Genomic DNA, 24,344 nt, shown 5'->3' on the forward strand with positions numbered 1-24,344 from the left:
ACTTAGTTTTTCCACTCCCCCTTTTTATGAAAAAGAACACGCTTTCGCTTTCCCTCGCAGTCACCTTGCTGCTCGGAATGACTTCGTGCGAGAAGAAAGACATCACGCCCGCTCCCAACACCACGGGCAGCGGCACCACCACCCCCAATCCCGGTTCCAGCAACCCCGGCACGGCCGTGGTAGTCGATGCGCCCATCACCACCAACACCACCTGGACGGCCGCCAACCGCTACCTGCTCAAGGGCTACGTGTACGTGCGGGCCGGGGCCACGCTCATCATTGAGGCCGGCACCATCATCAAGGGCGACAAGGACACCAAAGGCTCCCTCATCATCGAGCCCGGCGCCAAGCTTATTGCCATTGGCACGGCCGCCAAGCCCATTGTTTTTACCTCGAACCAGCCCAAAGGCGCCCGCAACTACGGCGACTGGGGCGGCGTTATTCTGGCCGGCAATGCCCCGGTGAATACCCTGGTGGGCACCACCCGGCCCACCATTGAGGGCGGCCCCACCACCCAGTACGGCGGCACCAACGCCACCGACAACTCCGGCACCCTGCAGTATGTGCGCATCGAGTTCGGCGGCGTGGCCTTCTCGCCTAACAACGAGGTGAATGGCCTCACGCTGGCCGCCGTGGGCTCGGGCACCACCCTCGACCACATTCAGGTGTCGTACAGCGGCGACGACTCCTTTGAGTGGTTCGGCGGCACCGTAAACGCCAAGTACCTGGTGGCACACCGCAGCTTCGACGACGATTTTGACACGGACAACGGCTACTCGGGCAAGGTGCAGTTCGTCGTTTCCCTGCGCGACCCGTTGCAGGCCGACCAGTCAGGCTCCAAAGTATTTGAGTCGGATAACGATGGCAGCGGCTCGAATAACACCCCGCAAACCTCGGCCGTGTTCTCCAACGTCACCGCGGTGGGCCCCATTCTCAACCCTGCGGCGGCCAACTACAGCCCGCAGTTCACCGCCGGCGTGCACCTGCGTCGCAACTCGGCCCAGAGCATTATGAATTCCGTGCTGATGGGCTTCCCCACCGGCGTGCTCATCGACGGCGCCCCCACCGCCGGCAACATTGCCCGCGGCGATGCCCGCTTCAAAAACAACATCGTAGCCGGCTCCCTCACCGGTTCCAACTCAACCGCCGGGCAGCGCCAAATCATCTACGTGGGCCCCACGGGCGGCGCCGGCAGCCTCACGGCCAACAACGTGATGAGCGCCGACTCGGCCGCCTGGGGCAGCGCCGTGGGCCCACTCACCTGGCTGAAAGCCAACGCCAACCGCCGCTACGCCACCGCCGACAACGTGCAGCTGCTGAACCCCTTCGGCCTTACCGCGCCCAGCTTCCTGCCCCGCACCGGCTCGCCTATTGTGACGGTGGCCCCGGCCACCGCCCCCGCCGCGCCAGCCAGCTTCACCGACAGCAAGCTCACCGATTCCTTCTTCACCCCGGTGAACTACATCGGCGCCTTTGGCGACCCCACCGCCCCGGGCTTTACCAGCTGGCTTGCCAGCTGGACCAATTTCGACCCGCAGAACACGGATTACTAAGCGGGGGTCATCGCATTACCGCGCATCTTTCCAAAAATCAGGACTGCAAAACAGTCCTGGTTTTTGGCGTTGAGGCAGGCTAGAAATGAGTGCAACGACGCTGTATTCTTGGGGCAGGGCTTTGGGGTTGGCTCTTTGAAGAGCTTCTGACTCTATCAAACAGCGGGCCTTACCAGTGGCTCTGGCTTCGCGTGCCGGCTACGCCCGCCGTAATATTGCTTCAGCCATTGGCCCATCTGGGCAGGCGTGGCCTTGGCCGCTTGCAATTAACCTCCTTCTCATCATGCTTACTTCCATGACCGGCTTCGGCCAGGCCCATCGCGAAACCGATACCTACACCGCCGCCATTGAACTCCGGTCCGTCAATTCCAAAACCCTGGACCTGACCCTGCGGCTGCCGCGCTTCCTGATGCCGCACGAGCTGGAAATTCGCAACGCCGTGGCAAAATCCCTGCTGCGCGGCAAAATCAATTTGAACCTGGATTTTTTGCGGCCTGCCGCGGCCCGCGCCACTGCCTCCCTCAACAAGGAAGCGTTGCTTGCGGCTTTCCACGAGCTCAAAGCCGTGGCCCAGGGCCTGGGCCTGTCCACCGGTGAAGACACCCTGCTGGCGGCCTTGCGCCTGCCGGGCGTGATTCCCAGCGCGGCCGAAGCCCGCGAGGCCGAACCCGCAACCGAGGAAATTACCTGGGCCGAACTGCAGCCGCTGCTCACCGAGGCGCTGGCAGCCATGCACCTGTTTCGCCAGGACGAAGGCGCCACCCTCACCACCGAAATCCTGAGCTACGTGGCCATCATCCGCCAGCAGCTCGCGGCCGTGGAGCAGCACGACCCCGCCCGCATCGAGCACGTGCGCCAGCGCCTGGCCGGCCACCTGGCCGAGCTCACCAGCCACGAGCACTTCAACGCCACCCGCTTCGAGCAGGAAGTGCTGTACTACATCGAGAAGCTGGACATTGTGGAAGAAAAAGTGCGCCTGGCGGCTCACTTGGCCTATTTCGAGCAGGCCGTGCGGCAGCCCGACGAGGCCGTGGGCAAGAAGCTGGGCTTCCTAGCGCAGGAGATTGGACGCGAAATCAACACCATCGGTTCCAAGGCCAACGATGCTACCGTGCAGCACCTAGTGGTGGGCATGAAAGAAGAATTGGAAAAAATTAAAGAGCAGCTCAACAACATTCTGTAGGCCTCCAACCTCACACCTCTTTTAGCTCAGCCGTTCAGCATGCTACAAGCGCAGTTGGCCGAAAATAATTGAATTTATTGCACTTTAATAATAATTTATAAAATACAATAGTTAAGAAAATCTTTCTGGCAAGGGATTTGAAAACGGCATTCACTAGGCCAAACAAGCATCACAACCTGCCGAATGTTAGGCCTTTATTGAATTAAATGCCCGGCTCATTCGGGAGGTACCAAAATAAATCGCAATATTTGTTGTCCAAAAGTTGGATGTTATAATATTGTATCTAACTTGGCTTAGCTTAATGGTCTTACCGTTACTCACTTCTTATTTGCATTAGTATGAAATCTACACTTTTACTCTTTATCCTGGGATTGATACTTACGGCTGCGCACCCGGCATCTGAAATTGAGCTGGTAAAAAAGCGCGTGCTCAGCGAGCGGGTGGAAATCCTTATCCCCAAGGGCTTTGAGGTGATGACCGAGCAGCAGATGGACTTCGCTTACGCCAAAGCCCAGAGCCGCCCCAGCGTCATTTTCACCAACAACAACCTCATCAGCCTCGCCTTCAACTACAGCGACAACGACGCCGACCAGGACATGGTCGACATCTACGCCGCCTCGTTTGGCAAGACGTACCACAAGCAGTACAAAGACGCCACGTGGTTCGGCGATGGCGTGAAAAACATCAACAACCGCAAGGTGGGCTTCATGGAATTCATGAAGCCGGAGATGGGCCACGAAGTGTACACGCTGGTGTTCTTCACCGACGTGGAAGGCAAACTGATGATTTGCACCTTCAACTGTGCCGACCGCCAGAAGCCCGAGTGGGAGCCCATCGCCAAGCAAATCATGCTCTCGCTGAAAGCTAAAGGCTAGGCTGTTAGCTGTTAGCTGTTAGCTGTTAGAAATAAGGTCGGTAGTTGAACGCAGGTTCGGCTACCGACTATTTTTTTGGGGCTTGGGTGGCGCCCAACTCGTTGAGAAAGTCCCGCACCAGGCCAAATGCCCCGGCAAAGCCGGCCAGCGACAAAGCCTCGGGCCGGTCGTTCACGTCGTGGTAGGCGGGGCTGCCGCCGCGGGTGTAAAGGAAAAAGGCCGGCACGCCTGCTTCGGAAAACGGGTAGTGGTCGGAGTTGGCGGCGCGGCTGCGGGCGCCCAGCGCGGGCAGGTAGTGGTGCGCCTCGTTGAGCTGCACGAGGCGCTGATAAGCGGCTTCGTGCACGCGGCCGTTCACCACGGTGGCGCCCTGTTCGCCGGTGCCCAGCAGGTCGAGGTTGACCAGAAATTTGATGCGGTTGAGCGGCACCAGCGGGTGGGCCACAAAGTAGCGGGAGCCCACCAGCCCGGCCTCCTCGGCCCCAAACAGCAGGAACACCACGGAGTAGGCGGGCCGGTTTTCGGGCCGGGCGTAGTGGGCGGCCAGCTCCAGCAGCAGGGCCACGCCGCTGGCGTTGTCGTTGGCACCGGGGAAATAGGTGTGGCGGCCCATGGTGCCCAGGTGGTCGTAGTGCGCGGTGACCACCAGTAAAGAATCGGCCTGGGCAGTGCCTCGAATAACGGCGGCCAGGTTCTGGGTCTGGTAGTTGCGTTGGAGATGGACGTCAACGGTCGCCGTAAGCCACAGCTTGGTGGGCGCCGGGGCCGGGGTAGCGCAAAAAATGGCAGTGCCGGCAGTTGGTTTGGCCGGAGCCAGCAGCTCTATCTCCATACGCGGGCTTTGCGTGGGCGCCAGCGAGGCCGTTAGTTTGGGCACCAGCGTTACCCAGGCGGCGGCAGACTCCAGGTGCTGCCGCAGCGTAGCGGGCAGGCCGGGCAACCGAGCTTGGTCGCGGGCAGTGAGCAGCAACGCCTGTTGCTTCAAGGGCAACTCCAGCAGCCGCTGTTGAGACGCGGTGTTTTGCAGGGGTCTGGCAAACACAGCCGTATCCAGCGTTAGGAGCGGCATATCGTTGATAGAGCCACCGCCGGAAGTTGCCGTCATGATATAGTCCCGGCCCGGCTTGGCAGCAGGCAGCTGCTGGCGCTTATCACCAAAGGCCATATGCACACGCATCTCGCCCGGGAAGGTGTTCACATCCAGCATGAACGGCTGGGTATAATCCGGTGCAAGCGGCGCCAGCTGCAGCTCCCGCAGCCGCTTGCGCAGGTAGGCGGCCGCCTTGTGCTCGCCCTGCTGCACGTAGCCCCGGCCGTGCATTTGGCGGGAGGCCAGCGTTTCGATGGTTCGGCGGGCGCGGGGCAGGTCCTGGGCTTCGGCGCGGTGGGAGGTGCCCAGCGTGGCTACCAGTAACACCAGCGGCACCAGGCGCGGGGCGGCCGGCACGCGGTGCCGTAGCAGCCACGCCAGCCCCAAAGCCAGCGCGGCGCCAATGGTGTCGCCAATCAGGTCTTTTACATCGCCCTGCCGGCCCATTTGCATGGTAGTTTGCAGCAGTTCGATGAGGCCGCCGAACAGGAAACTACCGATGAGCAGCGGCCAGCCGGGGTGCCGGGCCAAGCGGGGCCAGCGCGTCTGCCGGCGCAGGGAAAACCAGCTCAGCAGGGCCAGCAGGCCGAATACACCCGCGTGCGCGGCGGTGTCGAAGGCCAGCAGCTCCCACTCGGGCGTGAGCGGCATGTCGGCCGCCGGCAGCAGCGTGAGCAGGAGGATGACGGTGGCCCAGGCAATGGGCAGGGCCGCGTAGGGACGCTGGGGCATCAGCTGGAGTTATGAACTGGTAAAACAAGAACGTCATGCTAAGCGTGGCGAAGCAGCTTTACCTCAGTAGTAATCCAATCGAGCGGATTTACTTCCGAGGTAAAGCTGCTTCGCCACGCTCAGCATGACGTTCTCCTTTTCGGGCGAATGCACAAGCTAAAGCATGTGCTACAGGCTAGGCGCCTACCAGCTCGCCGTAAGTTTCGGCGCTCAGCAACTCTTCGAGCTCCTCGGGCTTGGCAATGGAAATCTTCACCATCCAGCCGTCGCCGTAAGGGTCGGAGTTCACGGTTTCGGGAGCGTCGGCCAGCTTTTCGTTTATCTCCAGCACGGTGCCGGTGATGGGGCTGAATAGGTCAGAAACCGTTTTCACGGCCTCTACTGTGCCAAACACGTCGTGCTGGGCTACGTCCTTGTCGAGGGTGTCGATGTCGACGTACACAATGTCGCCGAGCTCTTTTTGGGCGTGGTCGGTGATGCCGATGTAGGCAACATCGCCTTCAACGCGAATCCATTCGTGGTCTTTGGTGTAGTGGAGGGTGGCGGGCAGGTTCATACTAGCAGGGCGCTGAAGGTGTTTGGGAAGATGGAATTAGCAGAGGCGTAAAGCTACTGCGTCAAACTATAACGCAGCTGCACCCCGCCCTCGGTGGTGGCGTTGCGGAAGGCATTGCTGATACGGGGAGTGGTGATGGTCTGGCTGTAGTACAACTGCAGGTTGAGGCGGGTGTTCAGTAAATAGTCGATGGTGGGGCGCAGCTGGAAGGTTTTCGAGCCGTTGGTCACCTGGCCTTCGGGGCGGCCGGGGTCGGGGGCCACGCCCTGCGGGTTGCCAATATCTTCTACCCCCAGAATGCTGCGCTGCACCGTGATGTTGTCGCGAATACTGAGGTCCATGCGGGCGGTGAGGTTGTTTTTCAGCACGCGCTGTTCGCCGCGCACCTTGAACGGCAGCTTGAAGCTGTTGGTGGCGTAGCCGAAGCCAATCACCATTTCGTTGGTGTAAAGCTCGGTCACCTGGGCATTGGAGGTATTCAGAACCACGGCGCGGTCGGTGCGGTACTCAATGCGGCCCGTGGCGCGGCTCAACGTCTGAAAATTGACGCCGATGAGCGGCGACAGCCGCTCCACGATGCTCACCTGCCCCAGCACGTAGTACGGGATGTATTGCCCCGACGCGTTCCGGATGTTGGGAAAGTCGCGGTCGGGGTTGAAGGTGCTGGAGTTGTAGTTGGTGGCGGTGGCGTAGTTGTTCACGCTATACACCGACGAATAGGCGTGGTTGAAGGCAAAGGAAGTAAAGTACTTCTTCACAAAGGGCAGGTCCGAAAAGCCGTTGTACTGAACAGTCCAGTTGGGCAGCGGCAGCATGGCGAAGGGGTCGAACTTCTTGGCCTCGTAGCCATCCGACGACCGGCCGTGGTAGGCGTCAATAAAGCTCTGAATAAGCACTTCCTGCGAGTTGTAGCCGTAGCCGCTTTCCGGGTTCACGCCAGCGACGGGGTTGGCGCGCGCCAGCCGTTCCCGCACAATGGCGCGGTTGTTCACGAAGCGCTGGAAGGCCTTGGATGTTTCGCCGTTGGCCCCCAGGTCGCCAAACAGGGTTTGGATGGTAACCGTGGACGTGCTGAACGAGCCGGTGCCGAGCAGCGGGTTATTAGCCAGCCGGGTCAAACCCGTAATCGGGTCGCGGTAGGCCGTCAGCTTCACCGAGTCAAGTTCGTTGCGGTAGTACACTTCCTGGTTGCGGGCCAGCTGCCGGCGCGCGTCCACCTGAATGTTGAAGCCCCGGAATGGCTCCAGCGCGGTGCGCAGCGTGAGCACCTCGGTGCGCAGCGAGCTAAACGCCGTGTTCAGGTACTGGCTGCTGTCGGTGTACCAGCCGTTGTCGCGCGAGCGTTCGTACAGCGTGTTCAGCCCGTACTGCTTGCCCAGGATGAAGGGCACGCCGGGCGCCGTCAGGTCGTGGTCGAGACCGAAAATGTAGGTTTTGGGCAGGTAGCCGGGCAGCAGCGTGCCGTTGGTGCGCACGTAGGTGAAGTTGAGCGAGCGGGCCGTCATCAGCGAGCGCAGCACCGCTTTCACGAAGCGGTTTGTCTCGCGCAGCGAATCCGGCAGGGCCTCGGCTTGTGGGCGGCCGCCTTCCAGTTCGGGGCGGGCCGCTGCGCCAGCACGGGAGGGCTGGGGCCGCGCGCCGGGCGGCGGGGCGTTGTTGATGATGTTGAGAAACTTCACCTTGTTGTAGAGCTTCACCAAGTCAATGCGGCCGTTGGCGCTCAGCTCGGCGTTGTTCTGCACGGTGTTGCCCAGCTTGAGTTCGTAGGTCAGCGTGTCGCGGGCCTCGTCGCCGGTGGGCACCGGGAACAAGGGCGCCCGCTGCGACGCCGACGACGCCTGCCAGGTGTAGCTGGCCGCATAGCGGGTGTCGGCGCTCAGCCAGTCGGTGAGCGGAAACTTGTCGAGCGGCAGGCGGTAGGTGAGCGCCGCCACCTGATTGAAGTTGGTGGTGCGGCCACCGCGCAGCAGGTTTTCCTGCAGCAGGTTGCGGTTACGAATGGCCTCGTCGCTGTCGCCGATGGTGCGGCCGCGGCCTTCGTCTACCACGCCGCGGTTGTTGGCGGTGTAATCAAAAATCAGGTTCTTGGTCAGGTCCCACTTCAGGTCATAAATCCGGCTGATGAAGAAGGCCTTCTGAATAACCGGGGTAATGCCGCTGGAGCTGGGCAGGGTGCCGGGCTCCAGCACCCGCTGCAGAAACCGCTCGTTGTAGCGCCGGTCAATATCGGTGCGGAACGAGAAGCGCGAGGGCAGCGGCGTAAAATTCACGTCCTGGAAAATTTTCAGGTAGGGGTTGTCCAGGGCCTTAATCTTGCTCAGGGGCGTGTAGTTCTTGGGAGTGGTTTGGTACACGTAGGCCACGGCCCCGGTGTAGGCGCGGGTGTAGTCGCGGTCGGTGCGGATGTCGGTGTGCAGGCGCTCGGTGAGGGAGTAGCTCAGGGCCACGTTCTCAATATCCCAAGGTTTGGGCGGGGCCACGGGCTCGCCGGGCTTACCGGGGCCGCGCTCTTTGCGCACGTTCAGCACCGAAATGCTGCGGCTGGTGGTTTGGTCGACGACCTTGCGGCGGTATTCGGCCTGCGTGGCCGCGTTTTCGGAGCCCGAGCCGTTGGTAAATTTCTCCAGGCTCTGGCTGAGCTTGGTGTCGGGGTCCAGCGGGTCGTAGAGGGGCGTGCGGCTTTCGTGGCCCAGCTGCAGCAGCACGGGCACGCGCAGCTGCAGGCGCTCGGGCAGGAACTTGTCGGCGGCCACGGTGGCCTGCACGTCGCCGCGAAATACGTCGTCGATGGAGCGCTGCTGCGCTTTGTCCTGCAAGCCCCCGAAGCCCACGCTGGTGAAGTTGCCGGTGGCCGTGAGGTTGGCCACGTCGGCCATCTTCACGTTGAGGCGGGCGGTGGCGGCGTAACCGGCCTGCTGCTCAAAGTCCGACACCCGCAGCTCATCGGCCCACAGGTTGGCCGTGATGGCGCTGGTGCTGGGGTCAGTGCCGTCGGAAGTGGGATTGAGAATGCCCAGCATCACGCCCTGCACCGCCGAAAAATCGGGGTTGCCAACCACGGTGATGGTGGCGCCGTTGGCGAGGGTCTTGGTGTAAGGAATCTGAAAGTTGTTGCCTATCTGCTTGTTGCGCTCCGACTTGGCATCAATAAAGTCCTGAAACGCCACGTCGATGCGGTTGGCAACGGGCCACACCTGGTCCACGCCCGTGTCGCCGGCCCGGGTCATTTCGAGGGGTAGCGCGTACTGGTAGTAGTTCTGGGTGTAGTCGGTGCCGATGCGCAGGAACGCCTGCACGTCGCGGCCGGTCACGTTCGGGTCGGGGCTGTCGCCGTGCAGGAACATCTTCAGGCGCTTGTAGCGCAGCATGTTGATGGTGATGTTCTTATACGCCCCCTTGGCAAAGCCGTCGCGCAGGTTGGTCACGGACAGGCGCAGGCTTTGCTCGTTTTGCAGCCGCGAGGTGGCGGTACTGCCAAACTCCCGGTCGCGCTGAATACCGGGCGGCGACACGTAGGGAATCTTGCCCGTGCCCGTGGCCACGGCCAGGCCGTTTTCTTCCAGGCTCACCGTGGAAATGGTGAAGGCGTCGGCGTCGGTGAGCGAGCCCACGGGCGGAATTGGTCCCTGGCGCGCATCCACGATGCGGTAGATGAAGCGGCGCCACTGGTTGGCCACAAACTGCGGCTGCACCAGGCGCAACACCACCGGCTGCTGCCAGCCGGTCATGTACATGCGCAGGAAGCGGATGTTTTTGAAACCGAACTCCTGGGTAGCCCCCCGCAGGGTGTAGCCCTCCCGAATGGGAATGCGGAACTGGTACCAGGTCACGGGCTCCCGGCTGGTCTGCTCGTTGTTGGTGGTTATTTTATCAATGATGAAGTTCTGGCCTACTTCCAGCCCGCCCGGCCGCAGGCGCATGCGGTACTCGTAGTAGCGCTCCACTTCCTGCACCACGTTGTCGCGGTTCAGGTCCTCTTTGTCGGGGTAGGCCGTGGAACTGAGCTGGCTGTTTTCGGGCGAGTTGTTCTCGTAGCCGTTGTAGTTCTTGTAGCGGCCCAGAATGCTGGCGTTGGCCTGGTCGTAGCTGGGGTCGAGGTGGTGGCGGAAGTCGTCGGCCGAGGGGTCGGTCAGGTTCGCGTAGGCGGGACCGTATTGTGTTTGCGCCCGCTCGGCGGCGTTGTTCACACCGTCCAGGCCCACGTCCTGGCGCTGCCGGGCGCCCGGCGTGGCGTTAAAGGCATCGGTGAGAAACTGCTGGGTCGTCACGCGGCCGTAGGGCGTGGGGCTGCTGTTGTTCGCTATTTCCTGGGGGTCGTCGGTAGCGGGAAGGCCGTTCTCAAACTCGTGCTGGTTGCCGTCGCGCAGCACGTCCTCGTTCACGTTGCCCAGGTTGATGAGCAGTTCGCCGCCCGTGGTGTTGTTCACGGCCGGGCTGACGCCGTCGTTCACCTTGCCGTTTTCGCCGCCCAGGAAAGGGTCCATCATCCAGAACTCCAGGTACTCAATGTTGGCATTGTCAAAGTCCGTGTCGAAAGTGATGGCGCGGCTGATGCCGCCATACTTGCCCTGCAGGCCCACGGCACTGGCTTCGGAGCCGGTAAATAACTGCCCGGTCTGGTTAATATTGGGGTTGTAGTTGTACGGGCCCCGCTCGCCGGGATAGTAGGCCATGTCGAAGGTGTACTCGTAGCCGTTGCCCGTGGCGCCCAGGTCCTTGTTCGGAAACACCTCGTTGCGCTCGACGCCGCGGGTGTAGTGGTTCTTCAAATCGGCGCCCGCAATGTTTTTGGGCGCGTTCGAGCCGCCGGTGTAGTAGCTCTGGTCCACGGTGTACCAGGCCAGCTTGGCGCGCTGGTCGTTGTAGCGCAGGCCCGTCACGGTGGCCGGGTTGGCAATGGGGAGCGGGGTAGATGCCAGGCGCCACGCCGGAATGGATGCTAGCCCACCCAAAGTGTAGGGCGTGCGCGCGTTCTCAAAATCGTCGATGTACGAGGCTCCGTCTTCGCCCCGGCCCAGCTTCGACTGGCCCGGCAGCAGCTTGGCAAACTCGCCGCTGAAGGAAATGGTCGAAATCTCCTTGGTCGACAGGAAGGGCAGCATGTCGAGGTACTTGGTCAGCACCCGGCTGTCTTTTCGAATGCTGCCGTCGATGCCCACAATGCCGTTGTTGGCCGGCTCATCGCCGATGTTGACGCGGTTGATGCCCGGCGCCTGATTCTCGAGCAGGTACAGGGCCGTGCCGCCCAGGTTCACGTCCTTGCTGAGGCGGTAGTCCAGCCGTGTACCCAGCAGCCGCCGCGGCTGCACCTGCACCAGGGCGTTCTTTTCAAACTCCACCCGCAGCTCGTTGGCCGAGTTGAGGTAGGCGGGGTTGAGGATTTTTACCTTGGCCTGATCATAAAACACCTGATAGTCCACGCCCTCGGTGAGCAGCGTAGAGCCCGAGCGCACCCGCACCGAGCCCTGCGCAATGCCAATGCCGGGCAGGTTGATTTCGTCGGAGCCGCCGCCGCCCTGGAAGCGGCCGCGCAGGAAGAACTTGTCCTTTTCCTGCCGCTGCTGGGCGTCGCTCTGGGTCTGGTCGTACAGCTCCGAGTACACGTACTTGTCAATCAGCGCGGTTTCGGAGGGGTCGAACTGCCGGCGCAAAAACGCGCCAAAGGGCTGCACGTTGGGGAAGATGATGCGGCCCAATTCGGGGTCGATGGTGACGCCGGGAAAAAAGTCGAAGTTGCCGTCCGGGTTGCGGTCGTTGTTGGGGTTTACGTTGTCGAGGTTGAGCACCTCAATTAGCGGGCGGTTGGCAATCTTGTTGCCTTCCTTCAGCGAAATCAGGTCCACGCCCGTCTCGTCGTCCTTGTAAATGAGCTGCAGCTGGAAGTTGTCGCGCTGCAGCTGCGAAGCGTTCAGGGGATAGATGTTTTTCATCATCAAATCCCAGGTCGGCGTGTTGCGGTTGAACTGGCCGGGGCTCAGCGGGTCCTCCGTGGGGGTGGGCAGCACGCCCACGCCGGGGTTGCTGGCGCGCAGCATTTTCAGAAACGCCACCTCGTCGGGCTTCACGTTGGTGTAGTCTTCCGTCAGCTCGCCCACTTTGTAGGTTCTGCCGTTGTAGATGTACGTGTAGCCCACGCCCAGCACCTGGTCGGGCAGCAGGGCAGTATTCAGGGAAAGGTAGCCGAGCTGCGCGTTGAACGTGTACTCGCCGGGGCCAAGCTTGCGGGCCCGCACCCGCTCAAAATCCAGGTTTTTGGTGAGGCCCTGGCTGTTTTGCAGGAAGGCATCCACGCCGAGGTTGTCGCGGGTACCGCCCGGCCCCGTGAGCACGCTGTACTCGGAGTTCGCGGCGTTGTCGGCCGGTATTTGCGGGGTGGGGTTGGGGCGCACGGCGTACTGCGGCCGATAAATGCGCCGCGGTTCGCCCAGGTCCATCAGCGTCACCACGTTGCGCAGGGCCTCGGTGGTGCGGTTGTCGTTGGTCACGTATACATCCACGCGCGTGATGGTCACGCCGCTCTGGATGGTGGGCAGGTTGCGCAGGGCCTGGTCGTAGCGCTCCCGGAAAAAATGCGAAAGGAAAAAGTGCCGGTCCCGCTCGTACTGGCTGGCCTTTATCTCGTACTGCCGGCTCTGGGCGCCGTTCTGAATGCGCACCTCGTCGGCGGTGCCGCGCACGGTGGCGGCCACGGCCGTCACGCCCAGTCGGCCAAACTGCAGCTGCGTTTTAACGCCGAACAGGTTCTGCCCGCCCTGCACCAGGGAGTTAGTCAGGGGCAGACTCACGTTGCCCAGGTCCACCTTCCGCACAATGTCCGTCTCTTCGCCCGCGTAATCGAACTTCATCTGGTTGTCGAAGTCAAACGAAGCCTTGGTGTCGTAGTTGAACACCAGCTTGAGCTTGGTGCCAATGGCACCGGTCAGGTTCACGTTGAGGTTCTGCTCAAACAAAAAATCGCCCACGCTCTGCTGGCGCAGGGTCAGGGCGGGGTTCTCGTTCTTGTTGTGCCGCCAGCCAAATTTGAGCGCCACCGAGCCCGCGGGCCGAATGTCGACGTAGCTGCCACCAAAAATGCGGTTGGCCACCGGGCCCAGGTAAATTTTGGGAATCAGGCGCTGGGCCTGGGGCGTGCCGGCCGCCGCCGGAGTGCCCACAATGCCGCCGTTGGCCTTCTGGCGGTAGTAATCCCGAATGGACTCGCGCTGCTGGTACTCGGCAAACTTATCGTAGGAGAGCACGCTGGGGTCGCGGTAATCTATTTCGCTGCCCACTTTCTCCTGCACGTTCACCCGTTTCAGGCTGTCGTCCACCGTCACATCAAGCTTCACGTTGCTGGGCAGCGGCAGCACCAGCGGCGACTGGCGGCGGCGCACGCCAAACGGGCTACCGGGCCGGTCCTGAGGCCGCACCCGCGGCCGCCGGCTTGGCTTGTAGGGCCCCGTCGTGTCGGCCACGGGCCGCACGGGCTCGGGAGTATCGGCGGCCAGCACGCGGCTGGCCTGCAACCACGCGGCGGCAAGGCGCGGCCGGGCCGTAGGGGCCGCCTGGGCCCACCACGTCAGCAAAGACGCAACCACGATGACCGACGCAGGGAGTAACTTCTGGCCTAATTTCAATTGAGATAAGTAGGAAATAGCTATTAGCTGGCAGCTACTGGCTGTTGGCTGAAGGGTGTCGTGGGGTGCCTGGGCTCATTGAATAAAGGGCCAAAGCGGCACCGGCGTCTTGGTTGCGTTGAGAGACCCCAAAGCGGCTAGCTATATAGCTTAAAGCTAATGGCTAACAGCTCGGAAACGCTCCGACTCAATGCGATTTCAAAGCAAATTTAATCAATTCCTCCACGCTTAGCTCCCCGCCGTGCTTGTGCTGGATTTGGTCCAGCTGCTTCTCGGCGGCGGCCCGCGCAAAGCCCAGGGTAACCAGGGCCTGCAACGCTTCGGCGCGGCGCGTATTGTGCTGGCGCGCCAGCGGCACGGTGTCCACGCCGGCTTTGGCCAGCAGTTCGTCCTTGCGCAGCTTGTCTTTTAGCTCCAGTATCACGCGCTGAGCGGTTTTTGGGCCCACGCCTTTGATGCTCTGGATGGCCCGCACGTTTTCGTTCACAATGGCGTCGCGGATTTCGCCCACGCTCATGCTGCTCACCATCACAATGCCCGTGCCCGGCCCGATGCCCGACACCGAAATCAGCAGCATAAACAGCGCTTTTTCGTTGGGGTCCAGGAAGCCGTAGAGCGTTTGGCCATCTTCTTTGATGTGCTGGTAGGTGTAGATTTTGGTAGCCGCGCCCTCTGCCGGCAGCTTGGAGTAAGTGGCCAGCGAAATCCGGACTTCGTAGCCCACGCCGAGGATGTCGACAATGGCCAGGGTGGCGTCTTTGTAAGCGAGTTTACCGTCGAGGTAGGCAATCATAAACCGGAATAAAATGGAACGAGTTTTCTGTAGCTAGGCAACACCAACGGCGGGTTTTTACTTCCCAAATCTGCCGGCTTTTCAGCTAAAATTTTGGGTGAAATGCAGAAGCAGCCAACTCTTGAAATACCGTGGTGCTGAACTACTACAACGCCTTGCTGCCCATTTGTGCGTCCACCACCGCAATGGCGGCCATGTTCACGATGTCGCGCACCGTGGCCCCGAGCTGCAGAATGTGCACCGGCTTGCGCATGCCCATGAGCACCGGCCCAATGGCCTCGGCTCCGCCTATTTCCTGCAGCACTTTGTAGGCAATGTTGCCCGACTCCACGTTGGGGAAAATCAGCGTGTTGGCCCCTTTCTCAGCCAAGGGCGAGAAGCCGTAGTGCTCTTGCAGCAGCTGCGGGCTCAGGGCCACGTTGGCCTGCATCTCGCCGTCAATGAGCAGGTCCGGGAAGCGTTGCTTGGCCAGCTCGGTGGCCCGCCGCGTCTTTTCGGGCAGCGGCCCGGCGTTGGAGCCGAAGTTGGAATAGCTGACAACGGCCATGCGCGGTTCGGTGTCGAAGAACCGCACCGCCCGCGCCGTAAGGCCAATAATTTCTACCATCTCCTCGGCCGTGGGGTTGATGTTCACGGTGGTATCGGCGAAGAAATACGGGCCTTTTTTGTGCTGAATGATGTACATGGAAGCCACGCGCCGCACGCCGTCCTCGGTGCCAATAACCTGCAGCGAGGGAATAATGCTCTTGCCGTAGTCCTTGGTGAGGCCGGTGATGCAGGCGTCGGCCTCGCCGGTTTCCACCATCATGGCGGCGTAGTAGTTGCGCTCGCGCATCAGGCGGCGGCCTTCGTAGAGCGTCATGCCCCGGCGCTGCCGCTTCTCATACAGAATGGCCGCGTACTCGCTGCGCTTCTCGTCCTGCTTGAGAATGTTGATGATTTCACAGCCTTCCAGGTCCAGGCTGTTGGCCCGGGCAATGATTTCGATGGTCTCCTGCGGCCCCAGCAAAATGGGCGTGCAGATGCCTTCGTCGCGCAGAATCTGGGCGGCTTTAAGGATTTTGTAGTTGTCGGCTTCCGCAAACACCACCCGCTTCGGGTTGGCCCGCGCGGCCGAGGTGATGCGGTTCATCAGCTTCTGGTTTACGCCGAGGCGGGCGCGGAGCTGGTCTTCGTAGGCCGTCCAGTCCGTGATGGGCAGGCGGGCCACGCCGCTTTCCATGGCCGCCCGCGCCACCGCCGGGCTAATGGTGGTGATGAGGCGCGGGTCGAGCGGCTTGGGAATCAGGTACGTGGGGCCAAAAGACAGCGTGTTGTCGCCGTAGGCCTTGTTCACAATTTCGGGCACGGGCTCCTTGCTCAGCTCGGCCAGTGCGTGCACGGCGGCTAGCTTCATGGCCTCGTTTATTTCGGTAGCGCGCACGTCCAGCGCGCCCCGGAAAATGTAGGGAAAGCCCAGCACGTTGTTCACCTGGTTGGGGTGGTCCGAACGGCCGGTGGCCATGATGATGTCGTCGCGCGTGGCCATGGCCAGCTGGTAGCTAATCTCGGGGTCGGGGTTGGCCAGGGCAAACACAATGGGGTTGGCGGCCATGCGCAGCAGCAGGCCGGCGGGCAGCACGTTGGCCGCCGAAAGGCCCAGGAACACGTCGGCACCTTCCATGGCCTCGTCGAGGTTGTTGATGGCCCGGGTGGTGGCAAACTGCATTTGCAGCGGCGCCAGGTTGGTGCGGCGCTCGTGAATGAGGCCGTCTTTGTCGAACACCACCACGTTCTCTTTCTTAAGACCCAGCGCCAGGTACAGGCGCAGGCACGACACCGCCGCGGCCCCGGCCCCACTCACCACCACTTTGATTTCGTCGATTTTCTTGCCCACCACTTCCAGCGCGTTCAGCAGCGCGGCCGATGTGATGATGGCCGTGCCGTGCTGGTCGTCGTGCATCAGCGGGATGTTCATCTTCTCCCGCAGTTCCGTCTCAATCCGGAAGCACTCCGGCGCCTTGATGTCTTCCAGGTTGATGCCGCCGAAGGTGGGCTCCAGCGCCTTCACAATGCGGATAAACTCGTCCGGGTCCTCGGCGTCAATCTCAATATCAAAGCAATCGATGCCCGCAAACTTTTTGAAGAGCACGCCCTTGCCTTCCATTACCGGCTTGCTGGCCGCCGGGCCAATGTTGCCCAGCCCCAGCACCGCCGTGCCGTTGGTAATCACGGCCACCAGGTTGCCTTTGGCGGTGTACTTGTACACGTCGTCGGGGTTCTCGGCAATGGCCTTGCACGGCTCGGCCACGCCCGGCGAGTACGCCAGGGCCAAATCGAGCTGCGTGCTCATGGGCTTGGTGGGCACCACTTCCAGCTTGCCAGCGGGCTCCTGGGAGTGGTAGTTCAGGGCATCCTGTTTGTTTATTTTCAGCATCGGGACATTCGAAAAAAGAAACGGCCGCGCGGGCAGCGCGGCCGTGTAGGGCGAAATTAACGCGAAATGCTTGGCACGGCCGCGTTTATTTTATATCTGGCGGCAAGGCAGGCGCTTAGCTCTGGGGCACCAGCAGCTTCTGACCCAGCTTTACTTCGTCAGAAGTCAGCTTATTAAACTCGCGCAGCAGCTGCACGCTCACCTTGAAGCGGCGCGAGATGTTGAACAGCGTATCGCCCGGCTGCACCAGGTGCACCTGCGGTTTCTCCAATGCAGGCCGCAGGGGGCTTGCGGCGGCCACTTTGCTGGCTGCCCTGGCAGGCAGGCGCACGGCCTCCGGGGCTGCCTCGTCCTCGGCAGGCTCCCCAAACACCAGCCGCTGCCCGGCCTCCACTTTCTCGGAAGCAAGCTTATTCCAGGCCACCAGCTGCGCCACGCTCACGTTGCGCTCGCGGGCCAGCTTGGTGAGGTTGTCGCCCTTGCGCACGGTGTAGGAAGCACCCGTTTGCTCAGCAGCTGCGGGTGCTCCTGTGGCCTCAGTGTCGGCCGCGGCAGCAGGTACTGCCGCGGCTGCAACAGTCTCTTCTTTGTCCTTCACGGGCGAGGCCACGCGCTTGGCAGCAGCGCGGGCCTGCGCATCGGCCGCAGCCTGCTTGATGGCCTGGCGCTGCCGCATGGCCACCAACCGGGCCTCCTGGGCCTTTTCCTGCCGGGCAATTTCCTGCAGCCGGGCTACTTCTTGGGCATTTGCTTCGGCCTGAACCTTGCGGGCCGCTGCCACTTCTGCCGACACGCCGCCCACCTGCCGCGCTGCCACCGCAACAACCGCGGGGGCCATGCTTTCGAGCGGGGCTTTGGGGGCAAGCGGGGCTGCCACGGGCACGGGCACGAACACCACCAGCTGCTTGCCTGGCTTCAACGCCTGGCCTTTGGGTAGCTCGTTCCACCGGCGAATCTGGGCCTGGCTCACGTCAAACCGCTCCGCCAGGTCAGCCAGCGTTTCGCCCCGGCGTACTTTATGGGGCACTCGCCGGAACTTCGGCGCGGCGGCTTCATCCCTAACCCGGGGGCCCTGGGTGGCGGCCAACAGTTGGCGGTTGCCCCACGGTTCCACGCCATCCAAGCGCGGTGGCATAAAGGCCAGCGGCAACGGCAGCGCGGCCGTGGGCTGGCAGTAGTCGAGCAAAGTAGCCCGGTCCACATCGCCCAGATGCACGGCGGCGGCTGTCGGGTACCGCACCACGTACGGCCGGTAGCCCGCGGGCAGGGCCGCACGCCGCAGCTCGGGGTTGAACTTGCTCAGGTACATGGAGTCTTCGTAGCCGCAGGCCTGGCTCAGGCGCCGCAAGTCGAAGGCCTGCCCGCGCACGCCCAGCGTGTCCATGGGCTCGGCATATTGGTAATTAAGGGTAGCAGTGCGCAGGCCGTGGGAATCGGCGTACTTCATGCTGTACATAATGGCCGTGAAGGTGGGCACGTAGTTGCGCGTTTCGGCCGGCATGTGGGGGTACAGGTCCCAGAAGGTTTTCTTGCCGGTGCGGCGCATTACGCGCTGCACGCTGCCCGCGCCCCAGTTATAGGCCGCCAGCACCAGCTCCCAGTCGTGAAACACGCCGTAGAGGTAGCGTAGGTGCTTGCAGGCGGCTTCCGTGGCTTTTTCGGGTGCCATCCGCTCGTCTATCCATTCGTCGCGCTTCAGGCGCAGGTCTCCGGCGGTAGGGCCCATAAACTGCCAGAGGCCGGTGGCGCCCACCGGCGACTTGGCCGTGGGTATCAGCGCCGATTCTACCACGGCCAGGTATTTCAGGTCGGTGGGCAGGTTGTACTGCTTGAGGTATTTCTCGAAAAGAGGGAAGTACAGGTTCTCGCGCTCCAGCACCCGTTGCATGTAGCTGCGGTTGCGGGCCGTGAAGAGCGTGACGTACGACATCACCGCGTTGTTGAACTGATGCGGCACATCGGTTTCGAAACAGCTCACCCGGTCGCACACCAGGTCGCGCAAGGTGGGCGGGGTGCGCAGCCACTCCAGCCGGGCCGAGTCGATGGCCATAGGGTCAACGAAAACGGCCACCAGCGAGTCGGGCTGCAGTTCGAGGTTAATCCGCAAGCTGTCGCCCAACAGTGCTGGCATCGTGGAATTTGCGGGGTTCCTCCCCCCCGATTTAGGTACCTGCTGGGCCTTAGAATCTGTTGTTTCAAACAGCAGCCAAGGCAGCACCAGAGCCAGCAACCAGCGGCTGCTCCGGATGGTTTTCACACGCTTAATCCCTTGCTTCATAGCACTAAGATAGGGCAAGGGTAAAGAACTTGTATAAGTACGGGCTCACAATTTTTCGCATTCCATCAGCACGGCCAAGCGGCAAATGCCTGAAAGCACAAATTAAGAGCCCGTCTAACCAGCAGGATGGAGCGGAGACCGGCTCGCGCTTAGCAACTGGTCAGCGGGCTGAATAAGAGGCAAGAATCACAAATACAGAAGCCCGGTCGCTTTTCTTTTTTTTATTGTATTTCCTAACTGCGCCGCATTGTACTTTAGCGACTACACTAGTCATTTGGCTACCGGAAATTTTGCTACTGGTATTTTTTCTATTCACCCTTTGTGGACACGATTTATATAGAAAAGGAGTACATTTAGGCCTGTTTTAACAGTTTTATCATTCTTTCTCAGAAACCAACAGAGCCTCGGCACCATCATGAAAATTGGAAAAGTTCTAATGCCTGCAGCTAGCATCCTGCTCTTCTCCTTTGCGGTAAGCGGCTGCAATAAGTGCAAAGACGAGGAGCCGCGCGCACGCATCACCAACAACGGCACCCAAAAAGCCAGTGTCCAGGTAAAAACCTCCGGTGGCAACACCGTTAACATCAACAACGTCGACCCGGGCACATCGTCAGCGTATGCCAACTACGCGCCCGGGCAGGTCACATTCACGATTACCGTAAACAACACCAACTACGTTAAAACCACGGACATCAGCACGTGCTACCAGTACGATATCAGTATCGACCGCAGCAATGTTATCACCGTGAGCGGAATAGACCGGAACGACTAAACGCCCCGAACTGCGGCTTGTCTTAAGCCACTACCTCTTCCGTGAGCACGCCGGCAAAGGCCAGCAATTCGGCCTCCCGGAAGGCGCCGGCCATCACCTGCAAGCCAATGGGCAGGCCGGCCGTGTCCTCCCCTATCGGGACCGAGATGGCGGGCACGCCGGCCAGGGAGGCTTGCACCGTGAAAATGTCGGCCAGGTACATAGAAACCGGGTCCTGCTTCTCGCCGATTTTGAAGGCCGTGGTGGGCGTGGTGGGCAGCACCAGGAAGTCGTACTGGCGCAGCAGCTCGTCGGTTTTTTCCTTAATCAGCCGGCGCACGCGCTGGGCTTTGGTGTAGTAAGCGTCGTAGTAGTTGGCGCTGAGCACGAAGGTGCCGAGCAGGATGCGGCGCTGTACTTCGGCCCCAAAGCCCTGAGCGCGGCTCTTCTTGTAGAGCGATTCCAGGTCGGTGGCGTCCGGGGCCCGGTAGCCGTACTTCACCCCATCAAAGCGGCCTAGGTTGGAGCTGGCTTCGGCGGTGGTGAGGATGTAATAGGTCGGAATCATGAAATCCAGGTACGGAAACTCCACGGCTTCCACTACGTGGCCCTGGCCGCGCAGTATGTCCAACTGGGTTTCCAGCGCTGCTTTTATCTCCGGGTTGAGGCCCGCGTTGTCCACGGCATCGGCAATGTAGCCGATGCGGTAGTGCGGCGCGGGCGCGAGCTGCTGGCTGTAGGCGGGCACCTCGCGCTGGCTGGCGGTGCTGTCCATGCCATCCGGGCCGGACATTACTTCCAGCAGCAGCGCGGCGTCCTGCACCGAGCGGGTGATGGGCCCAATCTGGTCAAACGACGATGCGAACGCTACCAAGCCGTACCGCGAAATGCGCGAGTACGTGGGTTTCAGGCCAATTACGCCGCAGAAAGCCGCCGGCTGGCGCACCGAGCCGCCCGTATCGGAGCCAATGGAAGCCAGGCACATGTCGGCCTGCACGGCCACCGCCGAACCGCCCGACGAGCCCCCGGGCACGCGCTCAGGGTCGGCAGCGTTGCGGGACGGGCCAAAATAAGACGTTTCATTCGAGCCGCCCATGGCAAACTCGTCGCAGTTCTGGCGGCCAATGAGAATGGCATCAGCATCGAGCAGGCGCTGCACGGCCGTGCCGGTAAACAGCGATTTAAAGCCGTCGAGCATCAGGCTGCTGCTTTGCAACGAGTGCCCGGCGTAGGCCAGCACATCTTTCAGGCCGATGACCATGCCAGCCAGTGGGCCGGCCGTGCCGGCAGCCAGCTTGGCGTCCACGGCGTCGGCTTGGGCGCGGGCCTCGTCGGGCCACACCTCCAAAAAGGCGTTGAGGGTGGGATTCTGGCGCTCGATGTTGCCCAGATAATACTCAACGAGCTGCCGGCAGGACGTGGTGCCTACCGACAGCTCGTTGCGAACTTCGGATAAAGAATGAAACCGCTTCAAACTACTTGCAGATTAGGTGGCCGGTCAGGCGTTAGACGTTTGGATTCGACGAGGCCGGGATGTAGGGCTGGCGGGGCTGGGTGCCATCGGGCGCCAGGTTGGGCGGCAAGGAGGGCGCAACGGGCAGCTCAGCGGCCAGCGTAGCGTCTTCAGCCTTGGGCTCGTCGTGCGAGTAATCGGCATCGGCCGTGGGGAACGCCGAGGCCGTAGCCGGAGCCGCCCAGGGGTCGAAGCCGGAACCGGTTTCGGCCGTGGGGTCGGTGTGCAGGCTGGGCGTATCGTAGGCAGTTGGCTGCGGCGGCGCGTAGTTCTGGGGAGCGGGCTGGCCGGCCTGCTCAAACTCTTTGCGGATTTCCGTGCTGGCGTCCTTGAACTCACGGATGCCTTTGCCGAGGCCCCGGGCTAGTTCCGGAATCTTGTTGGCACCGAAGAAAATGAGGATAACGACCATAATGAGCATAAGCTCAGAACCACCGACATCGCCCAGGAAGAGAATGAAAGGGATTTGCATGACTCAGAAAGGTGCTACTGGCGCGGCTGGGTGGTGGGGTCGTTGGGATTGTAAACGGGGGGCACCTGCTGCTGGTAGCCCTGCTGCGGTGCATTTGGCTGCTGGTAGCCTTGCTGCTGCGGCGCGTTTGGCTGCTGCTGGTAACCCTGTTGCTGGTAGCCTTGCTGCTGGTAGCCCTGCTGCTGGTAAGGCGGCTGCACGGGAGGAGCCATGGGCTGGTCGCGGTACTGCGGCTGCTCGGTTTCTGCCACCTTGCTGGCGTCCTTAAACTCGCGGATGCCCTGGCCCATGCCCTTGAACAAGTCGGGGATGCGCTTAGCACCGAACAACAAGACGATGGCAAATACGATAAGCAGGATTTCGGTGGTGCCGAAGTTGCCGATTAGAAACAAGGGATGATGCATGTGAAGACGGGCGCCTGGGCCCAGTTAGGATGATAAAAGAGGATATACGCAGTCCAACACAATTTGGAGTCTCAAAGATACCAGTTATTGGAGTTTGGCGCGTTAAAGCCAGTCCTTTGGAGATGAATCGGGTTATTTGGCCGCGCCGCGACCAAAGCTGGACCAAACTACGGGCCATCCTCATCTACAGAGGAGTTAGCTTTGTTATACTGCATCTTTATACTGCATATTTCGTGAACGCTGCCTTATTTACTAAAGGTCCCCAACCTTTCCATTTTGTTACGTTGTGAAAAACACCAAACGCGCCACTCCCGCCGATTCTGCCCTGCGCCAAGTAAACGAGCCCGAACGGTTGGAGGCCCTTCATAGCTATCAGGTGCTCGACACCGACCCGGAGCAGGTATTCGACGACATCGCGCAGCTTGCCGCTTTCATTTGCGGCACGCCCATGTCGCTGGTTTCGCTTCTCGACGGGGAGCGGCAGTGGTTCAAGGCCCGGGTGGGACTCGAGGTGCAGGAAACGCCCCGCGAACACGCATTTTGCCACTACGCCATGCGCTCGGCCGATGTGTACGAAATAAGCGACGCCACTGCCGACCTGCGTTTTGCCGAGAACCCGCTCGTGACCGGCGACCCCAACATCCGTTTTTACGCCGGCGCGCCGCTGCTCTCGCCCGAAGGCCAGCCCTTGGGCACGCTCTGCACCCTCGACACCGTGCCCCGCGAGCTCACCGAAGACCAGCGCGAGGCCCTGCGCATCCTGGCCCGCCAGGTGATGGCCCACTTAGACCTGCGCCGCACCCGCCTGCAGCTCGACGACGAGCGCCAGAAGCTGGACGGCGTGCTGCGCATGGCCAACAATGCCGGCGATGCCTTGTACGCAAACAACCGCACCGAAATCTTTGTGAAGCAGGACCAGCGCCTGGTTCGCATTGCCACCGCCGACCTGCAGTACGTGGAGGCCATGGGCGATTATGTGAACCTGCACACCACGCGCGAGCGGTTCACGGTATACGGCACCATGAAGGACCTCGAAACCAAGCTGCCGGTTCGGGACTTTGCCCGCGTGCACCGCAAGTACATTGTGCGGCTCGACCGCATCGTGGCCATCGAAGCCGATGCGGCCTTGCTCGACGGCGTGCGCGACGCCGTGCTAAGCCGCGGACCGGTGCGGGTCCCCATCGGAAGTTCATACAAACCAGGCTTGCTGGGAAGGCTGAATTTGGTGTAGCGCACCGGGCCGCCAGTGCTTTTTTGCATGTAGCTAGCCCAGGCTTTCATTCGCCGTGAAAACGGCGCTACTCGCCGAGATGCCCGGGCATTGCCCTGCCGAATACCCCACCTTTGAGTCGGTTATCGATTGCAGTAGGCTAGTAGCCGCTGCTGCCGACAGCTAAGTTTGTTTTCATAGCTCAGAAAGACCCGCACCTTTGGCGCGGGTTTTTTTTTGAGCAAAAACCACTCGCATGGGCTTAGGCCCGGCAGCTACTGCAATGGGGCCTAAGCCCTGGGCCTAGCGGTGCCCCAGCCAGCTTTGCGGGTTCAGGTTGGAGGAGTTGTGCCACACCTGAAACTGCACTTCGGAGGTACCTTCGGAGTCGGTAGCTACCGTGCCGATAACTTCTTTGGCGCTCACGCGCTGGCCTTCGCGCACCGTCACAGACCGCAGCTTGGCGTACACCGTGAAAAAATCGCCGTGCTGAATCATGACGATGGTGTTCATGCCCGCAATGTTGGCAATGGTAAGCACCTTGCCGTCGAAGCAGGAGCGCACCGATTCGCCGGCGCCAGTCTGAATGTCGATGCCGCGGTTTTCCACGGTCACATTGCGCAGCACCGGGTGCGGGTGCCGCCCAAAGCGCTGGCTGATAAAGCCCCGGCTCACGGGCCAGGGCAGGCGGCCTTTGTTGCCGGAGAAGGAGGACGAGAGCAGCGCCGATTCGGGGGTAAGGGCAATGCGCACGGCGCGGCGGTCGGCGGCGGCTTCGGCGGCGGTTTCGGGCGCGTCGTTTTCGGGGGCGGCCGTGGCGTTGTCGGCGGCGCTGGCAGCGGCAGTTTCCGGGTCGCGGCGGGCGCGGGTGGTGCCCTCGGCCGCACTGCGCGCGGCGGCCG

15 protein-coding genes are annotated in these 24,344 nt (G+C 61.6%); 5 read left to right on the top strand and 10 right to left on the bottom strand.

All coding sequences use genetic code 11. The features are described 5' to 3' along the window. Positions 1–26: 26 nt before the first annotated feature. From BEN48_RS07265 to BEN48_RS07275, 3 genes are all read left to right on the top strand, one after another. Positions 27–1,553, top strand: a complete 1,527-nt coding sequence (locus BEN48_RS07265) for a hypothetical protein (RefSeq protein WP_125932520.1) — start codon at positions 27–29, stop codon at positions 1,551–1,553. Between the two features lie 283 nt (positions 1,554–1,836). Then, complete coding sequence (locus BEN48_RS07270; protein WP_070733937.1) at positions 1,837–2,736, top strand: YicC/YloC family endoribonuclease; 900 nt, start codon at positions 1,837–1,839, stop codon at positions 2,734–2,736. A 338-nt stretch (positions 2,737–3,074) separates the two neighbouring features. Beyond that, positions 3,075–3,611, top strand: a complete 537-nt coding sequence (locus tag BEN48_RS07275) for a hypothetical protein (protein WP_125932521.1) — start codon at positions 3,075–3,077, stop codon at positions 3,609–3,611. A gap of 67 nt (positions 3,612–3,678) precedes the next feature. Here BEN48_RS07275 and BEN48_RS07280 read toward each other — a convergent pair whose 3' ends face one another. From BEN48_RS07280 to BEN48_RS07305, 6 genes are all read right to left on the bottom strand, one after another. Beyond that, a complete protein-coding gene (locus BEN48_RS07280) occupies positions 3,679–5,433 on the bottom strand; it encodes a M28 family peptidase (RefSeq protein ID WP_083320849.1) in 1,755 nt (584 codons plus the stop codon). A gap of 175 nt (positions 5,434–5,608) precedes the next feature. Continuing rightward, positions 5,609–5,989, bottom strand: coding sequence for a glycine cleavage system protein GcvH (gene gcvH, locus BEN48_RS07285; RefSeq protein ID WP_070733938.1), 381 nt, complete (start codon positions 5,987–5,989; stop codon positions 5,609–5,611). A gap of 53 nt (positions 5,990–6,042) precedes the next feature. Beyond that, a complete protein-coding gene (sov, locus tag BEN48_RS07290) occupies positions 6,043–13,566 on the bottom strand; it encodes a T9SS outer membrane translocon Sov/SprA (protein WP_241502208.1) in 7,524 nt (2,507 codons plus the stop codon). Between the two features lie 226 nt (positions 13,567–13,792). Next, the gene (gene ruvA, locus BEN48_RS07295; RefSeq protein WP_070733939.1) at positions 13,793–14,398 is read right to left on the bottom strand and encodes a Holliday junction branch migration protein RuvA; all 606 of its coding nucleotides are present in this window, start codon (positions 14,396–14,398) and stop codon (positions 13,793–13,795) included. 145 nt (positions 14,399–14,543) lie between these two features. Next, positions 14,544–16,814 carry an NADP-dependent malic enzyme gene (locus BEN48_RS07300; RefSeq protein ID WP_193408662.1) on the bottom strand — a complete coding sequence of 757 codons (2,271 nt, stop codon included), beginning with the start codon at positions 16,812–16,814 and terminating at the stop codon, positions 14,544–14,546. Positions 16,815–16,929: 115 nt separating this feature from the next. Beyond that, positions 16,930–19,092 (bottom strand): LysM peptidoglycan-binding domain-containing protein, encoded by a 2,163-nt coding sequence (locus BEN48_RS07305; protein ID WP_070733940.1) that lies wholly within the window; start codon positions 19,090–19,092, stop codon positions 16,930–16,932. Between the two features lie 436 nt (positions 19,093–19,528). Here BEN48_RS07305 and BEN48_RS07310 point away from each other — a divergent pair, with 436 nt between their 5' ends. Further along, entirely contained in the window at positions 19,529–19,864 is a 336-nt protein-coding gene (locus tag BEN48_RS07310; RefSeq protein ID WP_125932522.1) for a hypothetical protein, read from the top strand. A gap of 22 nt (positions 19,865–19,886) precedes the next feature. On the opposite strand, the gene gatA is transcribed toward BEN48_RS07310, so the two are convergent. The 3 genes from gatA to BEN48_RS20070 are packed head-to-tail and all read right to left on the bottom strand — an operon-like array spanning position 19,887 to position 22,232. After that, entirely contained in the window at positions 19,887–21,317 is a 1,431-nt protein-coding gene (gatA, locus tag BEN48_RS07315; RefSeq protein ID WP_070733942.1) for an Asp-tRNA(Asn)/Glu-tRNA(Gln) amidotransferase subunit GatA, read from the bottom strand. Positions 21,318–21,348: 31 nt separating this feature from the next. After that, positions 21,349–21,828, bottom strand: a complete 480-nt coding sequence (locus tag BEN48_RS20065) for a Sec-independent protein translocase subunit TatA/TatB (RefSeq protein ID WP_083320850.1) — start codon at positions 21,826–21,828, stop codon at positions 21,349–21,351. A gap of 14 nt (positions 21,829–21,842) precedes the next feature. After that, positions 21,843–22,232 carry a Sec-independent protein translocase subunit TatA/TatB gene (locus BEN48_RS20070; RefSeq protein WP_070733943.1) on the bottom strand — a complete coding sequence of 130 codons (390 nt, stop codon included), beginning with the start codon at positions 22,230–22,232 and terminating at the stop codon, positions 21,843–21,845. A gap of 286 nt (positions 22,233–22,518) precedes the next feature. Between BEN48_RS20070 and BEN48_RS19075 the strand changes: the two genes are divergently transcribed. After that, positions 22,519–23,463: a GAF domain-containing DNA-binding protein gene (locus BEN48_RS19075; RefSeq protein ID WP_070733944.1), complete on the top strand. Its 945-nt coding sequence runs from the start codon at positions 22,519–22,521 to the stop codon at positions 23,461–23,463. 282 nt (positions 23,464–23,745) lie between these two features. Here the strand turns inward: BEN48_RS19075 and BEN48_RS07335 are convergent. Next, positions 23,746–24,344, bottom strand: a 599-nt coding sequence (locus tag BEN48_RS07335) for a murein hydrolase activator EnvC family protein (protein WP_141764581.1), incomplete at its 5' end; no start/stop codon positions are given.

This window comes from Hymenobacter glacialis (genome assembly GCF_001816165.1).
Classification (GTDB): domain Bacteria; phylum Bacteroidota; class Bacteroidia; order Cytophagales; family Hymenobacteraceae; genus Hymenobacter; species Hymenobacter glacialis.

Excerpts from the sequence above, each read along its gene's own strand:
- BEN48_RS07265 (WP_125932520.1), top strand. The coding sequence starts at position 27 with ATGAAAAAGAACACGCTTTCGCTTTCCCTCGCAGTCACCTTGCTGCTC.
- BEN48_RS07270 (WP_070733937.1), top strand. The coding sequence starts at position 1,837 with ATGCTTACTTCCATGACCGGCTTCGGCCAGGCCCATCGCGAAACCGAT.
- BEN48_RS07275 (WP_125932521.1), top strand. The coding sequence starts at position 3,075 with ATGAAATCTACACTTTTACTCTTTATCCTGGGATTGATACTTACGGCT.
- BEN48_RS07280 (WP_083320849.1), bottom strand. The coding sequence starts at position 5,433 with ATGCCCCAGCGTCCCTACGCGGCCCTGCCCATTGCCTGGGCCACCGTC.
- gcvH (WP_070733938.1), bottom strand. The coding sequence starts at position 5,989 with ATGAACCTGCCCGCCACCCTCCACTACACCAAAGACCACGAATGGATT.
- ruvA (WP_070733939.1), bottom strand. The coding sequence starts at position 14,398 with ATGATTGCCTACCTCGACGGTAAACTCGCTTACAAAGACGCCACCCTG.
- BEN48_RS07300 (WP_193408662.1), bottom strand. The coding sequence starts at position 16,814 with ATGCTGAAAATAAACAAACAGGATGCCCTGAACTACCACTCCCAGGAG.
- BEN48_RS07305 (WP_070733940.1), bottom strand. The coding sequence starts at position 19,092 with ATGAAGCAAGGGATTAAGCGTGTGAAAACCATCCGGAGCAGCCGCTGG.
- BEN48_RS07310 (WP_125932522.1), top strand. The coding sequence starts at position 19,529 with ATGCCTGCAGCTAGCATCCTGCTCTTCTCCTTTGCGGTAAGCGGCTGC.
- BEN48_RS20065 (WP_083320850.1), bottom strand. The coding sequence starts at position 21,828 with ATGCAAATCCCTTTCATTCTCTTCCTGGGCGATGTCGGTGGTTCTGAG.
- BEN48_RS20070 (WP_070733943.1), bottom strand. The coding sequence starts at position 22,232 with ATGCATCATCCCTTGTTTCTAATCGGCAACTTCGGCACCACCGAAATC.